Source organism: Roseococcus thiosulfatophilus, from assembly GCF_017311575.1.
In the GTDB taxonomy this organism is placed as follows: Bacteria; Pseudomonadota; Alphaproteobacteria; order Acetobacterales; family Acetobacteraceae; genus Roseococcus; species Roseococcus thiosulfatophilus.
On sequence record NZ_JAFFQY010000006.1, the window covers coordinates 1 to 15,727 of the forward strand.

At 67.3% G+C, this 15,727-nt stretch carries 12 protein-coding genes; 4 read left to right on the top strand and 8 right to left on the bottom strand.

Translation table 11 applies throughout. From position 1 onward, the window contains the following. Nucleotides 1–250: 250 nt before the first annotated feature. The 3 genes from kdsA to JTN19_RS03735 are packed head-to-tail and all read left to right on the top strand — an operon-like array spanning nt 251 to nt 2,807. Nucleotides 251–1,102 carry a 3-deoxy-8-phosphooctulonate synthase gene (gene kdsA, locus JTN19_RS03725; RefSeq protein WP_206930568.1) on the top strand — a complete coding sequence of 284 codons (852 nt, stop codon included), beginning with the start codon at nt 251–253 and terminating at the stop codon, nt 1,100–1,102. Continuing rightward, nucleotides 1,099–1,836, top strand: a complete 738-nt coding sequence (locus JTN19_RS03730; RefSeq protein ID WP_456315788.1) for a 3-deoxy-manno-octulosonate cytidylyltransferase — start codon at nt 1,099–1,101, stop codon at nt 1,834–1,836. Before kdsA ends, JTN19_RS03730 begins: the two co-directional genes overlap by 4 nt. After that, nucleotides 1,833–2,807, top strand: coding sequence for a KpsF/GutQ family sugar-phosphate isomerase (locus JTN19_RS03735; RefSeq protein WP_206930570.1), 975 nt, complete (start codon nt 1,833–1,835; stop codon nt 2,805–2,807). The genes JTN19_RS03730 and JTN19_RS03735 overlap by 4 nt, the downstream gene beginning before the upstream one ends. Before the next feature lie 139 nt (nt 2,808–2,946). On the opposite strand, the gene JTN19_RS03740 is transcribed toward JTN19_RS03735, so the two are convergent. The 8 genes from JTN19_RS03740 to JTN19_RS03775 form a co-directional block, all read right to left on the bottom strand. Next, a complete protein-coding gene (locus tag JTN19_RS03740) occupies nt 2,947–4,263 on the bottom strand; it encodes a hypothetical protein (protein WP_206930571.1) in 1,317 nt (438 codons plus the stop codon). Nucleotides 4,264–4,327: 64 nt separating this feature from the next. Further along, on the bottom strand, nt 4,328–5,704 hold the full coding sequence (locus tag JTN19_RS03745; RefSeq protein ID WP_206930572.1) for a glycosyltransferase: 1,377 nt from the start codon (nt 5,702–5,704) through the stop codon (nt 4,328–4,330). Beyond that, a complete protein-coding gene (locus JTN19_RS03750) occupies nt 5,697–7,463 on the bottom strand; it encodes a glycosyltransferase (protein ID WP_206930573.1) in 1,767 nt (588 codons plus the stop codon). Before JTN19_RS03750 ends, JTN19_RS03745 begins: the two co-directional genes overlap by 8 nt. A 78-nt stretch (nt 7,464–7,541) precedes the next feature. Next, a complete protein-coding gene (locus JTN19_RS03755) occupies nt 7,542–8,012 on the bottom strand; it encodes a hypothetical protein (RefSeq protein ID WP_206930574.1) in 471 nt (156 codons plus the stop codon). Between the two features lie 234 nt (nt 8,013–8,246). Next, a complete protein-coding gene (locus JTN19_RS03760; protein ID WP_206930575.1) occupies nt 8,247–9,992 on the bottom strand; it encodes an SLC13 family permease in 1,746 nt (581 codons plus the stop codon). 19 nt (nt 9,993–10,011) lie between these two features. Further along, nucleotides 10,012–11,871: a sulfate adenylyltransferase subunit CysN gene (cysN, locus tag JTN19_RS03765; RefSeq protein ID WP_206930576.1), complete on the bottom strand. Its 1,860-nt coding sequence runs from the start codon at nt 11,869–11,871 to the stop codon at nt 10,012–10,014. Nucleotide 11,872: 1 nt separating this feature from the next. After that, a complete protein-coding gene (gene cysD / locus JTN19_RS03770) occupies nt 11,873–12,793 on the bottom strand; it encodes a sulfate adenylyltransferase subunit CysD (protein WP_206930577.1) in 921 nt (306 codons plus the stop codon). Between the two features lie 274 nt (nt 12,794–13,067). Further along, nucleotides 13,068–14,060 carry an NAD-dependent epimerase/dehydratase family protein gene (locus JTN19_RS03775; protein ID WP_206930578.1) on the bottom strand — a complete coding sequence of 331 codons (993 nt, stop codon included), beginning with the start codon at nt 14,058–14,060 and terminating at the stop codon, nt 13,068–13,070. Nucleotides 14,061–14,233: 173 nt separating this feature from the next. Here JTN19_RS03775 and JTN19_RS03780 point away from each other — a divergent pair, with 173 nt between their 5' ends. Then, nucleotides 14,234–15,553, top strand: coding sequence for a UDP-glucose dehydrogenase family protein (locus JTN19_RS03780; RefSeq protein ID WP_206930579.1), 1,320 nt, complete (start codon nt 14,234–14,236; stop codon nt 15,551–15,553). Nucleotides 15,554–15,727 lie beyond the last annotated feature (174 nt).

Here is a 15,727-nt window from a genome sequence, read left to right on the forward strand (position 1 = left end):
ATTTGTATCCCGCGGCGTTGGTTCACATGGAATTTGTCACCAAGTGCGCCGCGAGCTCAGCCCTCCCAGCCTGGGCGTCCCTGTCACCGAATCGGAACATCCCGTCCTTTTCTTTAGCGCAAGCATCAAATATCCACCTGCCGCAATCTCGGCGAACACATCACCCGTGCCATGGCTTCCCTTTGCCATACTTGCGGAAATGGCCCGAAGCCGTTAGGTGAAGACGGTTTTTGCAGAAAAGCGAGGCAATATGTCGGTTCAGACCGTATCCAGGCCCGGGGTGGCCATTGGCCCCGTCACCGTTGCCTCGCATCTGCCCATCGCGCTCATCGCCGGCCCCTGCCAGATGGAAAGCCGGGAACATGCGCTCGAAATGGCCTCGGCGTTGAAGGACATCGCCACGCGGCGCGGCATCGGGCTCATCTACAAGACCAGCTTCGACAAGGCGAACCGCACCTCCGGCAAGGCCGCGCGCGGCATGGGGCTTGAAGCCGCTCTGCCCGTTTTCGCTGAAATTCGTGACCGGCTGGGCCTTCCTTGCCTCACCGATGTGCATGAGGCCAGCCAATGCGCGGCCGTGGCGCCCGTGGTGGATGTGCTGCAGATCCCGGCCTTCCTCTGCCGCCAAACCGACCTGCTGCTGGCCGCCGCCGCCACGGGCCGCGCGGTGAACGTGAAAAAGGGCCAGTTCCTGGCGCCCTGGGACATGAAGCATGTCGCGGCCAAGATCACCGGCGCCGGCAACCCCCGCGTCCTGCTGACCGAGCGCGGCACCTCCTTCGGCTACAACACCCTCGTCTCGGACATGCGCGGCCTGCCCGTGATGGCCGAAGAAAGCGGCCTGCCGGTGATCTTCGACGCCACCCATTCGGTGCAGCAGCCAGGCGGCCAGGGCGGTTCGTCGGGCGGACAGCGGCAATTCGTCGAAACCCTGGCCCGCGCGGCGGTGGCCGTGGGCGTCGCGGGCCTGTTCATCGAGACCCATGAGGACCCGGACCGCGCGCCCTCCGATGGCCCCAACATGGTTCCACTCGCGGAGTTTGAGGCCCTCATCACCCGCCTCCAGGCGCTTGATGCCGTGGTGAAGGGCTGGGCCGCGTGAGCCGCCCGCTCGTTCTCATCCCCGCGCGCATGAGCGCCACCCGCCTGCCCGGAAAGCCCCTCGCCGAGATCGGCGGCCTGCCCATGATCGTCCAGGTGCTGCACCGCGCGCGGGAGGCCGATCTCGGCCCCGTTGTGGTGGCGACCGACAGCCAGGATGTCGCGGAGGCGGTGCGCGCGGCCGGCGGCACGGCGCAGATGACGGCCGCCCACCACCCTTCCGGCTCCGACCGCATCCATGAGGCCGTGACGCGCCTCGACCCCGATGGCCGCCACGACCTGATCGTGAACGTCCAGGGCGACCTGCCCCTCATCGCCCCGCGGGCCATCCGCGCCGTGCTGGAGGTGATGGACCCGCTCGAGGTGGCACTCGGCACGCTGGTGGCACCCATCACGCGCGAGGAGGAGCGCACCGCCGCCTCCGTCGTGAAGATGGTGGGCACCGAGCACGCGCCGGGCCGCTTCCGCTGCCTCTATTTCACCCGCGCCACCGCCCCCTGGGGCGAAGGGCCGCTTTGGCATCACATCGGCCTCTATGCCTGGCGGCGTGAGGCCCTCTCGCGCTTCGTGGGCCTGCCCCCCTCCCCCCTCGAACAGCGCGAGAAGCTGGAGCAGCTCCGCGCCTTGGAAGATGGCATGCGGGTGGACGCCGCGGTGGTGGACGACATCCCCCTCGGCGTGGACACGCCCGAGGACCTGGCGCGCGCCCGCGCCCTTTGGGAGGCCCGCGCATGAGCGAGACCGCGCGACACGAGACGCTGGTCCGGACACTGGCGCTGGAAGTCGATGGGCTGCGGGCCCTCCAATCCGCCCTGGAGTCCGATCTCGGCCCCCGCGTGCTGGAGGCGGTCCGCTCGATCCTGGCGCGCAGCGGCCGCATCATCGTCAGTGGCATGGGCAAGTCGGGCCATGTCGGACGCAAGATCGCGGCCACGCTGGCCTCCACCGGCTCGCCGGCGCACTTCGTCCATCCGGCCGAGGCCAGCCACGGCGACCTGGGCATGATCGGCGAGCAGGACACGGTGCTCGCGCTCTCCTGGTCGGGGGAGGCGCCGGAACTCGCGGACCTGATCGCCTATTGCGCGCGCTTCTCCGTGCCCTTGATCGCCATCACCTCGCGCGCGGACAGCGCGCTGGGCCAAGCGGCCGATATCCCGCTGCTGTTGCCCCGCATGCCCGAGGCCTGTCCGAACGGGCTGGCGCCGACCACCAGCACCACCATGCAGATGGCGCTGGGCGATGCCCTGGCCATGTGCCTGCTCGAGGCCCGCGGCTTCTCCCCGCAGGATTTCCGCAACGTCCACCCGGGCGGCAAGCTGGGCGCGCGGCTGAAGCGGGCCCGCGACCTGATGCATGGTCCTGACGAGCTGCCCGTGGTCACCGAGGATGCGACGCTGGAAGCCGCCATCATCGAGATGACCTCGCGCCGCTTCGGCGTCACGGCCGTCGTGGATGCCGCGGGGCGGCTTTCGGGCATCATGACCGATGGCGATCTGCGGCGGGCGCTGCGCGGTGGCATGGCGCTGCAAACCCCCGTCACCAGCGCCATGACGCGTTCACCCTCCGCGACGGCGCCGGACACCCCCGCCGCCGACCTGCTGGCCCTGTTCAACGAGAAGCGGATCACGAGCATCTTCGTGCTCACCGATGGTGTTCCGGTCGGCATCCTGCACATCCATGATGTGCTGCGCGCCGGCGTGGCCTGAGGCGAGGCTGGGCTTCACCGCGCGATCCATGAGGTTGGATCGCGCGGGTCGGATCGTGGTCGCCCCGCGCTTTGCGAAGCGCCGGGGCACCACCGCATGGGCCAGTCGCGTCGCCAGGCGATAGCGACGCCCCCGATCGTCAGGCGGCTGGCGCCGTGGATCCTTGAAGCAGGCCGCGCACACGCGCCAGGCGCTGATCCTCTGGCGGAAGCTTCTGCGCCGCTGCCGCCAGGTGCAGCCGCGCGGGCACAAGCTGGCCGCGCCGGGCCAGCAACTCCGCCAGCAGCAGCCGTGGCTCGGGTGCGTGTTCGTCGGCCTGAACGGCCATGTTCAGATGCCGCAGCGCATTGGGTATGCGCTCCAACCTCATTTCGAGCCGCGCCATGGCGACATGATGGTCCCGCGCGGCCTCGAGGCTCATTCCGGAGAAATGCGCCAGCAGTTCCGCCGCCCCGTCCAGCAAGGCGGAACCGACGGGGAAGGCCGAGGTTTCCGGCAACTTGTCGAGGTCCTCGGTGAAGAGACTTGTCCGCTCCGGGAACCAGCGCTGGCGGATCCATTCATTGCCCTCGCGGAAGCGGTCGAGGAACTCGCGTGCCTCGTCGCGGGCGGGACGCCAGCCGCGGCCGGGCATGGCCTCCGTGACCAGGTCCGTGAAGTGCCGCCAGACCGGGTCCGACAGCGCCGCGCGATGGCCCGGCAGGGCGCGTTCCATTGCCTCCCCCACCGCGACCATCAGTGCCTGCCCGCGCGCATCGGCCGAGGGGTTGGAACTGCGATTGGCGTCTTCCGGCGGCACGCTGCCCTCGGCGCCGCAGAGTGCCAGGAAATCGTCGATCGCATCGCCATTCACGAGCAGCTTGCGCTCGAACAGCCTGGGGATGATGGCATCCTGGCCGAAGGCCCTGGCCCAGCGCCAAAGCAGGCCCGCATAGTCGTAATGCGGGAGCTGCCGCGGCCCACCTTCGGGCAGGCGTGGCGGCTTGATCACGCCGTCGCGCAGCAATTGGGTATAGGCGCTGGCGAAGTGGTCATCCTGCCGGCGGAGATAGACGACGATACGCACCCGCCGGAAGTGCGGCATCAGGAAGTCACGCAGGCGGGTCACCGAGGCGACGTCCGGCTGCATGTGGATGCACTGCTCCGAAGACAGCACCACAAGGCGCGTCTCGGGCGGGAGGGCCGCCATTTCGGCCGGAAACTCATCCTGGAAGCGGGCGATCCGCTCCTCGGGGGGCAGCCCGTTCCAGAACGCCGGGTGCACGCCATTTTCCCGCAGCCCCGGCGGAGCCATGGCGGCGGGCAAGAGGGCGTGATTGCCCCAGCCCGGGCTCAGCGGATAGCAGACGCCATGCCGTGCCAGCGCCTGGCGGTGCGCGCCCATGGCGTTCTGGATGGAGGTCGAGCCGGTCTTGGTGTGACCGATATGGACAAAGCACTCACGGTCGGGCGGCATGGAAGCCTCCTGCAGGCAGCGGCCGCACGGCGGAGCGCGGGCCAGGGGGACGCCGCGGCGACGCTCAGGACGCCGGCGCGGCCGCCTTTCGCTTGGCGCGGGGGGCGGCGGGCGCCGCGGATGGCGCGGACGGCTCCTCCACCGGCTCTGCGCCCGGCATCGGCACCCCATAGACGGCGCAATGCGCCTCGACCACGTCCAGCACGGGCGGCACCCCGGGCGAGGCCGCGGCGAGACGGGCGTGCAGCCCCTCCTCCGTCACGCAGCGGTGGAAGGTCTGCATCAGACTGGTGGCATCGCCCACGTCGAAGAGCAGGCCGTCAATGTCGTGACGCACACGCTCGCCCACGCCACCGATATTGCTGACCACGGGAGGCCGGCGGAACATGTAGGCCTCGGACAGCACGAGCGCGAAGATTTCCCACCAGACCGAGGGAACGATCACCCAGTCGATGCGCGACATGCGCGTCGGCAGGTCGGCCATCGAGTAGCTGCCGTGGTAGGTGATCTTGATCAGCGGCTCGAGGGACTTCGCCTCGGCGAGGAAGCTGTTGAAGCGTTCGCGGAACTTCTCGGACGCGTAGTTCAGGTTGGCGCCGCTGATGTCAAGGGTGATCGGGTCGGTGTAGGTCTTGGCGTAGAGCTCGAGCGCGTCGAACACCACGCCGAGCCCCTTGTTGTCCACCAGCTGGCCGAAGAAGCCGAAGCGGTTGGGCACGTGGCTCTGCGTCTGGCGCAGGAAGGGCACCCGGAAATCCTGGTGGGAGTAGTCGGCCTGCGCGTTCGTGACGACGTGCAGCTTCTCGTCCGGCAGCCCCCAGGAGAGGTAGCGGCGACGCACGAAGTCGGTGGGCGCGATGAAGGCGTCGAACACCGACATGGCGTGCCGCACCCAGTCCTCGCGCAGCTGGAACATCTCGGGTGAGATGTCGGGGAAGCACTGGTGGCAACGCACGGGCGAGGCCTTCTGGCACAGCGTGCGGTCGTTGCGCCGGACCATGTGGCCATCCGCCTTGCAGATGGCCAGGAACTCATGGAGCGTCAGCACGAGCTTCGCGTCGGGCAGCACGCGGCGCGCCAGCAGGAACATGTCGAGCCCGATGGTCATGAAGTGGTGGAAATGCACCACGTCGGGCTTCATGTCGCGCAGGAACTCCGCGAACCATGTCAGCGCGCGGATGTTTACGTTGCGATACCAGCCGTGTTCGAAGCTGTCCGACAGGAAGAGGTATTCGTTCGGGCGCCCGTCGAAGCCGGTGACGATGGCGCCGGGCTTGAACAGCGCGGGCGCGATGTTCGGCTCGCAGGAGGCCAGGAAGATGGCATCCAGCCCGGCCTTGCGCGCGCCGAGGAACAGCTCGTAGGCGGTCTGCTGCGCGCCGCCGCGCACCAGCTCCGGATGGAAGACGCTGACGAAGAGGATGCGGGGGCTGTCAGCCATTCTCGTGCTCCGTGATCCGGTGCCCCCAGAGACGGGAGAAGAACCAGCGATTGTACATGTTGGAGCCAATGTGCTCGGGCCGCTTGGTCGAACCCATGCCTTCATAGTGCCAGTAGGCCAGGCCCGGGTCGAGGATCACGCGCCCACCTGCTTGCTGGACCCGCAGGCAGAGATCGGCATCCTCGTAATGGCCGAAGACGAAGTCCACGTTGAAGCCATTGAGCTTCTCGTAGAGCGAGCGCTCCAGCACCATCAGCGCGCCGGTGATGGCCGGCACCTCGCGCGGCTCCAGGCTGCTGGTGTCGGCGAAGCCCTTGCGGAAATGCTCCACCGTCCAGATCGGCGCATTGCACAGCAGTGACAGCCTGCGGTCCTGCTTGAAGAACATGCCTTCGTGCATCACGCTGCCATCGGCGTAGTAGAGTTTGCCGCCATAGATGTCGGGACCGAGGGGCCGGTCGCACAGGAGGCGCAGATGCCCCACCGCCGCCGGGTCGCGCGGGAAGACGTCGGGGTTGATGATGGCGATCTTCTTGCTGCGCGCGGCCGCGACACCCACGTTGTTCGCGTGGCTGAAGCCGCTGTTCTGGTTCAGCGTAAGGACCTGGATCTCCGCCCGGAACACGAAGGAGGCGAGCTCGGCGTCGCGCAGCAGAACCTCTTCCAGTTCGGGGCTGTTGTTGACGAAGATGAATTCAAGCCCGTCCAGGCTGCCGAAGCGCGCGAACTGCGCGATCAGCATGTAGAGGAAGTCCGGATAGCCGTAGAGGACGCAGACCAGGCTGATCGCGGGGGGCTGCGCGCGCCGGCCGAAGCGGCCATGGCTCATGACCCGCCGCTCGGCCGCGATCTGCCGGTAGAGCTTGCTCAACAGGTTGCCGTAGCCGGCCTCCAGGTCCGCGAAGGACTGGGCCGTGATGTTGCCGATGACCGAACGGCGACCGAAGGTGGCCAGCAGGAATTCAAAGAACTCCCTTTCACCCTGGCGGAACTTCGCGCCAAGTTCGAGCGGCACGCCCGAGCCGTCCTCGAAGACCAGTGACAGCGCCGCGGCTTCGAGCTGCTGCGCACCGCCGAGGCCGGCCACCCAGAAGCCGAACTGGCCGGGGCGGGCCACCTGCAGGTGACTGTCCACGTCGGGCCGGCGCACCCGGCCGACAGGCAGGCTTGCGCGCAGGCCCGTCGCGAAGTCCACCATGGAGATGCCGACCAGCGGGGAACGCCGATCGTCGATCCAGCCTTCCAGGAAGAAGGCATTGCCGCTGGTGACCGTGGCATCCAGGCCAAGCTGAATTCCGGACCCCTCCAGGGTCGTCATCCGGACCACCTGGATGTCCGGGGTGCGCGCCCGCTCACCGGGCGCCGCTTCCGGCCCGTTGGGACGGATATTGGGTGGCACACGGGCCATGAGCGCGCCCGACAGGTCGAACCGTTCAGCCAGGCTCACGGGTGGCACGCCCATGAAGCGGATCTGCGGTCCGTCCTCGTGCAACGCCAGGGTCATGCTGAGCCCGGCGGCACCAGGCGTCAGCAGGCAATCCACGAACATCTGCTCGCCCCAATGGCCTTGCTGAAAATCATTCAGCACGAAGGCGCCGCGCATGGGGATGTACTTCACGTGCAGCGCAATCTGACCATCCCGGTAGAAATTGAGATGGGTGCTGGAGCGCAGTGCGGGCTCGGTGAACATCGCCACGAAGGGCTCGGCGTCGAGCTTAACCTCGACGGGGTCTCCCTCCTCGGGGGTGCCATCCAGCATGCTTCACTCCAACACAGACATTGCGCCCGTTAGCACAGCGAGGCGCCGGGCTGAACCGCAGCACGGCGCCAGGATGCCTCAGTTCTCGATCAGATCGGCGAAGCTCCAGCCCTTGCGCGGGAGCCTGCCCTCGACGAAGCCGGAAGTTTCGAAGTGCATTTGCGCCGAAGCGACCCGATTCTCGAGGATGGCCACCGCGACGTCAGGGTATTCCCGCGCGTAGAAAGAGCCATCGACCTCGATCAGGCACGGCATGCGGTTCTCGAAGAAGCCAAACTTCAGGTAGTGCTGTTGGGGATCAACGATCAGCCCCTTGGCCTCGGCTTCCGTCACATCCTGGTAGCGCTGGCGGTAGAAAGCAGCATCAAACTTGATCCGACGCAGCATGGGCGCCAGCAGATCCACCAGGAAGGTGCGGCTGACTGTCGCCACATCTCCCTCGACGTCAATAATTCTTTTATCCTTAAGAAGTTCGAAATAGGGAGTGGCTTGAAATTCAGGCCAAACGCTCGAGGCGTCAGGCCGGAGCTTCTTGCGTGCTTCGCTCATATGTAGCCTCCTCAAATAATAATTGCACCAGTTCAGCGGATTAATGGATCACCCTTGAGTTGTCCACGCCCTCCTTCGAAACGAAAGTGGAGTTTCGATGATGGTTTGCGTATGGAGCGTGCATCAGATGCATTGAACCAGCGTATTTGTGTGCAGTGCGGCATTTTTTCGGTGTGATTTGCAAAAAAATGCAAAAAGCCGGGTAGAAATTTTCTTCCCTTGGTGGATTCCAGGTCAGCTCCACCATGACAATGGCCCGCTCAACACCCACAGCATGGTCGTGCAGGCCACGCCGTAGGTCAGCAGAACTACGCTGCCGAGCTTGAGGAAGTCACTGAAGCGGTAATTCCCCGGCGACATCACCATCAGATGGGTTTGATAGCCATAGGGAACGAGGAACGAGGCCGAGGCACCAAAGGCCGACATCAGCACGGCCGCCTCCGGCGGCAGGCCAGTCAATGCGGAGAACTGAAGCGCGATGGGCAACGCCGTCACGGCGGCGGCCACATTCGACAGCAACTCGGTCAGCAGCCAGGCCAGCAGGAAGATGGACAGCAGGGCCGCGAAATTGCCCGTGACCCCGAACAGCTCCACGACGCCGGTCGCCACCACCCCGTCGAAACCCGCCTGCGTGACCAGCAGCGCGAGCGTGAGCGACCCCCACAGCGCCATCATCAGCTCGAACGGAAAGAGCGCACGGAAGTCGCGCCCCCCCAGCAGCCCGAAAGCCATGGCGCCGCCCACCAGCAGCAGGGTCAGCAGCGCGAATTCCACCAGGTCGAAGATGGCGAAGAACACGAAGAAGCCGAACATGGCGGTGGCCAGGATGGCCTCGCGCCGCGACAGGGCGGTGCTGGGCGTGCCTTCGCGCACGATCAGGTGGAAGTTCGACCGGACCTCGGGGTGGGCGAAGAAGTCGCTGCCGCCGGCGATGGCCAGCATGTCGCCCGCCTTCAGCTCCGTCTCGCCGAGCTTGCCGGAAAGCCGTTCATCGCCGCGGCGGATGGCGAAGACCGAGGCACTGAAGGCCGCGCGGAAATTGCTCGACTTCAGGGTCTGACCCACCAGGGCCGAATCCTGCGCGACCACGGCATGGTGGACCTGCAGGCCGGAGCGCTGCCGCACCTCCTCCATGACCTCGATGCCCGGAATGGCCATCAGCTCATCCACGAAGCGCACATCGCCCACGAAGATGAGCACATCGCCATCCTGCAGGACTTCGTCGGGCCGCACCGGAGAGAGCAGCGCATCGCCGCGGATCAGCTCGGCGACGTAGAAATGGCCGAGGCTGCGCAAATGGTTCTCGGCCAGCGAACGGCCCACGAGCGCCGAGCCGGGCTCGATCCTGCCTTCCACGTGAAAGAGCTCGGGAACCGTGGGGGCCTCGACGCCCTTCGGCGCGCGCAGGACGCGCGGCGTCGCCACCAGCAACACGAGATAGACGCAAAGGGCCGTCACCGCCCCGGGCAGGACGAAGTCGAAGAAGCCGATCTCCACGCCCTGCCGCGCCGCGAGACCCACCGTGATGAGATTGGGCGAGGTGCCGAAATGCGTCACCATCCCGCCCGCCAGCGCCACATAGGAAAGCGGCAGCAGCAATTGCCGCGGCGGGATGCGCGGGTTGCGGGCGGCGGGGCCCATCAGCGCGCCGACGACCGCCGTATTGGGCATGACCGAGGAGACCAGGACCGCCACGCCCAGGAAGCGGCGTCGGATGGCCCCGGGCGGCTCCGGCTTGCGGCTGAAGAGCAGGTTTCGCAACCAAGTCAGCCGCCCCAGGACGCTCGAGAACACCACGAGGCACAGCACCGCGATCAGGGCAGGCTCACCCAGCTGCTGCAACACGCTGCGGGTGGGCAGGCGCTGCAGAAGCAGCACCGCCAGGATGAAGGCCAGGAAGGCCGCGGCCATGGGCACGCGGCCGCTGATCAGCGCTGCCAGCAGGCCCACCACCAGCACGACGTCAATCAGCATTTCCATGTGGCGGGTCCGGGCCGGCTCAGCCGTCGGCCATTCGGCGTTCGATCATGTCCAGCACCTGCTGCGCCAGCGCATCGGCCGCGGGGCCGCTGCCATCCAGCACCAGGTCGGCGGCCTCGGGCGGCTCGTAGGGGCTGGTCACGCCGGTGAAGTTCGCGATCTCGCCGCGCTTGGCCTTGGCGTAGAGCCCCTTCACGTCGCGCTGCATGCAGATCTCGATGGGGGTGTCCACGAAGACCTCGAGGAATTCGCGCTCGCCCAGCATCTCGCGCACCATCTGACGCTCGGCGCGGAAGGGCGAGATGAAGGAGGCGAGCACGATCAGCCCCGCATCCACCATCAGCTTCGCCACCTCGCCCACGCGGCGGATGTTCTCCACGCGATCCTGGTCGGTGAAGCCCAGGTCCCGGTTCAGCCCATGGCGCAGGTTGTCGCCATCCAGCGAGTAGGTGTGCCGCCCGGCCCGGTGCAGCGCCTGCTCCACCAGCTTCGCCACCGTGGACTTCCCCGAGCCGGAGAGGCCCGTGAACCACAGCAGCATGGGCTTCTGCCGCAGGGCCGTGGCACGCGCCGCCTTGTCCACCAGGAAGTGTTCGTGGTGCACATTCGTCGCGCGGCGCAGCGCGAAGTTGATCATGCCGCAGCCGGCCGTGCGGTTGGTGAAGCGGTCCACCAGGATGAAGGCGCCGGTCAGGCGGTTCTGCGCGTAGGGGTCCATCGCCACGCGCTGCGCCGTGCTGAGGTTGCACAGCCCGATCTCGTTCAGCGAAAGCCGCGTGGCCGACTGGTGGTCCAGCGTCGCCACATCCACCCGGTGCTTGATGGAGGTGACCGAGGCCGAGGTCCACACATTGCCGACTCGCATCATGTACTGGCGGCCGGGAAGCATCGCTTCCTCGTCCATCCAGAGCAGGTGCGCGGCGAACTGGTCGGCCACCGCCGGGCGGTCCGCTATGGGGGCCAGCACGTCGCCGCGCGCCACGTCCACCTCGTCGGCCAGGCAGATGGTGATGGATTCGCCGGCCGACGCGCGCTCCTGGTCGCCCGCCGGGCCCAGGATTCGCGTCACATGGCTGGAAACCCCCGAGGCCGCGACCACGATGTTCTCGCCCACCGCGACCGCGCCGCTCGCCACCGTGCCGGAGAAGCCGCGGAAATCCTGGTTGGGGCGGTTCACCCACTGCACCGGGAAGCGGAAGGGGATCTGGGTCAGTTCCTCCTCCACGCTCACGCTTTCCAGGTGCTCCAGCAGCGTCTCGCCGCGGTACCAGGGCGTGTTGCCGGAGCGGGTGCTGACATTGTCGCCGAAGCGGCCGGACACGGGGATCGGCACCATGGTGTGGAAGCCGAACCCCGCCGCGAAGGTGGCGTATTCGCCCACGATGCGGTCGAAGACCTGCTGGTCGAAATTCACCAGGTCGATCTTGTTCACCGCCAGCACGACATGCCGGATGCCGAGCAGCGAGCAGATGTAGGAATGGCGCCGCGTCTGCGTCAGCAGCCCCTTGCGCGCATCCACGAGGATGATGGCGAGTTCCGAGTTGGAGGCGCCGGTCGCCATGTTGCGCGTGTACTGCTCATGGCCCGGGCAATCGGCCACGATGAAGCTGCGCCGCGGGGTGGTGAAGAAGCGGTAGGCGACGTCGATGGTGATGCCCTGCTGGCGCTCGGCCTCCAGCCCGTCCACGAGGAGGGCGAGGTCCACCTCCTCCCCCACGGTGCCGTGCTTGCGGCTGTCGCGGGTGATGGCGGCGAGGGTGTCCTCCATGATCATCTGGCTGTCGTAGAGAAGCCGGCCGATCAGCGTGGACTTGCCGTCATCCACGGAGCCGCAGGTGAGAACGCGCAGCAGGCCGCGCGACATGGTGCTGCCGTCCATCTCAGAAATACCCCTCGCGCTTCTTGCGTTCCATCGAGGCTTCCTGGTCATTGTCGATCAGGCGGCCGTGGCGTTCGGAGACGCGGGAGAGGCGCAGCTCCTCCAGCACCTCTTCCATCGTCTGGGCGCGGCTTTCATGCGCGCCGGTCAGCGGCCAGTCGCCCATGGTGCGGAAGCGCACCCACATGTTCTCGATCTGCTCGCCCTCGTTCAGCGGCATCCGGTCATCATCGCGCATGATCAGCGCGCCGCCGCGCCGAAGCACAGGCCGCTCGGCCGCGAAATAAAGGGGCACGACAGGGATCTGCTCCGCCGCGATGTAGTCCCACACGTCGAACTCGGTCCAGTTCGAGATGGGGAAGACGCGCATGGTCTCGCCGGGCGCGATGCGCGTGTTGTAGAGGCCCCACAGCTCCGGCCGCTGGCCGCGCGGTTCCCACACATGGCCGGGGGCGCGGTGGGAGAAGACACGCTCCTTCGCGCGGGCCTTTTCCTCGTCGCGCCGCGCGCCGCCGAGGGCCGCGTCATAGCCGCCGATGTCCAGCGCCTGCTTCAGCGCCTGGGTGCCCATCACGTCCATATGGACCTGGCTGCCATGGGTCAGCGGGCCGATGCCGCGCGCAAGGCCGTCGGGATTGGTGTGGACGATCAGCCTGGCGCCCAGCTCCGCCGCGCGGCGGTCGCGGAACTCCAGCATGTCGCGGAAATCCCAGCCGGTCGCGATGTGCAGCAGGGGGAAGGGAATGCGGCCGGGCGCGAAGGCCTTCATGGCCAGGTGCAGCACCACCGAGCTGTCCTTGCCGATCGAGTAGAGCAGCACCGGGTTGCGGAAGCTGGCAGCCGTCTCCCGAATGATGGCGATCCCTTCGGCCTCGAGCCGTCGCAGGTGAGGGCTGAGGCTGTGGGTCTGGACGGGCTGCATGAAGGTATCCTCGTAGGTCGCGGAGGCACCCGAGACTGGGAACCCCGGCGCGTCTGGGCCGTATCAAACCGTTTCCCCGGGCCAGTCGCATGGGCATGCCGCACACGCCTTGTCCCAGAAACATTCCCCCGAAGGGTGCCGCAAACTAGCATTAACCTCTTGGCCGTCAATCAAGCCAAAGGGTCATCAAGTGATTGCAATCCAGCAAAATTGCCGAAGCCAATGGCATTTCCGCGCCAAGGCGCCGCGTTTTGCTGCAATATGAAAATTGCGCTTACTCTAGCGTATCGCCGAAGTAGGCGCGCCACCACGTCACGAAGTGGGTCAGCCCGGCGCGGAGGTCGGTGGTGGGGGTCCAGCCGAAGTCTCGCCGCATGGCCGAGATGTCGGCGAAGGTCGTGGGCACATCCCCCGGCTGCATGGGCTTCAGCACACGCTTCGCCGGCACGCCCAGCAGCTCCTCCAGGATGGCGACGAGGTCGAGCAGCTGCTCCGGCCGGTTGTTCCCGATGTTGTAGATCCGGTGCCCGCCGCCCGGCATAGGGTGATCGAGCGCCGCCATCACGCCCTGGACGATGTCGTCCACATAGGTGAAGTCACGCAGCATCCGCCCCTCGTTGAAGAGCTGGATGGGCCGTCCGGCCAGCATGGCCTCCGTGAACAGCCAATAGGCCATGTCGGGCCGCCCCCAGGGGCCGTAGACGGTGAAGAAGCGCAAACCGGTGAGCGACAGGCCGAACAGGTCCGCATAGGCGCTGCTCATCGCCTCATCCGCCAGCTTCGTCGCGGCGTAGAGCGAGGCGGGACGGTCCACGCGGTCGGTCTCGCGGAAGGCGCCATCCGTGCGGCGCCCATAGACCGAGCTGGTCGAGGCATAGACGACATGGCCGATGCGCCCCTCGGACCGGCGCACCGCCTCCAGCACCGACAAATGCCCCGTGACGTTGGAGGCGGTGTAGGCGAAGGGCGCCTCCAGCGACCAGCGCACGCCCGCCTGCGCGCCCAGATGGGCCACGCGGTCAATGTCGGGGTTGGCGCGCAGCAGCGCCAGCACCGCCTCATGGTCGGCGAGGTCGAGCCGGACCATCGCGAACTGGTCCGCCGGCGCGTCGCCGGTCAGCGCGGTGAGGCGCGCCTGCTTCAGCGCCGGATCGTAATAGGCGTTGAAGTTGTCGAGGCCGAGCACCACCTCGCCGCGCGCGAGCAGCGCCTGGCAGAGATGCGCCCCGATGAACCCGGCCGCCCCCGTGACGAGAACCCTGCCCATGACCCACTCCCTGCGCCGCCGACCATGCCAGCCACCCGTGGGACGCAGGGTGTTTCTGCCGGCTGGCCAAGTGTTGTGCAATATACGCAACTGCCGATAATGGGAGTCGTGGCGACGCCATCGCCCGCTCTGCTTTACAGCGTGCAGACACCGAATAACCGGAAGGTTAAGATATGCGTATCGCGATCCTCGGTGCCGGCTATGTCGGCCTCGTGTCGGCGGCCTGTTTCGCCGAATTCGGCACGGAGGTCACGCTGGTGGACACGGATGCCGGCCGGATCGGCATGCTGCACGAGGGGCGCATGCCCATCTACGAGCCCGGGCTGGAGGCGCTGGTCGCGGACAATGTGCGCGAGGGACGCCTCTCCTTCACCCAGGACCTGGCCGCGGCCATGCAGGGGGCAGAGGCCGTGTTCCTGGCCGTCGGCACGCCCACACGCCGCGGGGATGGCCATGCCGACCTCACCTACGTCTTCGCGGCCGCCGAGGAGGTGGCCCGCACCGCCACCAAGCCGCTCGTGCTGGTGACGAAGTCCACGGTGCCCGTGGGCACGGGGCGCGAGGTGAAGCGGCGCGTCCAGGCGGTGCGGCCCGACCTCGACATCGCCGTCGCCTCCAACCCCGAATTCCTGCGCGAAGGCGCCGCGATCGGCGACTTCATGCGCCCGGACCGCGTCGTGATCGGCGTGGAGGACGGTGAGGCGGGGGCGCGGGCCGAGGCGGTGCTGCGGCGGCTCTACCGCCCGCTCTTTCTCATCGAGACGCCCATGGTGGCCACGCGCCTCGAGACGGCCGAGATCATCAAATACGCCGCCAACGCCTTCCTCGCCATGAAGATCAGCTTCATCAACGAGGTGGCGGATCTGTGCGAGGCGGCGGGCGGCGACGTGCATGACGTGGCGCGCGGCATCGGCCTCGATGGCCGCATCGGGCGGAAATTCCTGCATGCGGGGCCGGGCTATGGCGGTTCCTGCTTTCCCAAGGACACGCTGGCCTTCGCGCGTTCGGCACAGGACCTCGGAACGCCGCTGCGCCTGATCGAGACCACCATCGCGGTGAATGATTCGCGCAAGATGGCGATGGCCGACCGCGTCATCCGCGCCTGCGGCGGCGATGTGGACGGCAAGGTCATCGCCATCCTGGGCCTGACCTTCAAGCCCGAGACGGATGACATGCGCGACGCCCCCTCGCTCGAAATCATCCCGCGCCTGGTGGCCGCCGGCGCGCATATCCGCGCGCATGATCCGGAGGGCATGGATGCTGCCCGCCGCCTTCTGCCCGCCACGGTGGAATATGCCTCGGGCGCGCTCAACGCGGCCCAGGGGGCAGACGCCGTCGTGCTGCTGACCGAGTGGAACGAGTACCGCAACATCGCCCCCGGCAAGCTGCGCAACATGATGCGCGGAAACCTGCTGCTGGATCTCCGCAATGTCTACGACCCGCCGGCGATGCGCGAGGCAGGCTTCACCTATCATTCGATCGGACGGCCGTGAGGCTGGTCCGGAACTCGCTGTTCCCGCGCGGTCGTCGCGCATGCGTCGCGACAAACGCCGCATCGGCGTCGCGTGCGCCCTCGCCCAAGCCTGACGCATCAAGCGTGCCGGCATCGGCATGGCCTTCAATCACGGGTTCATTCACCCCGAGGTGACGCAGGCCATGCGCGCGGC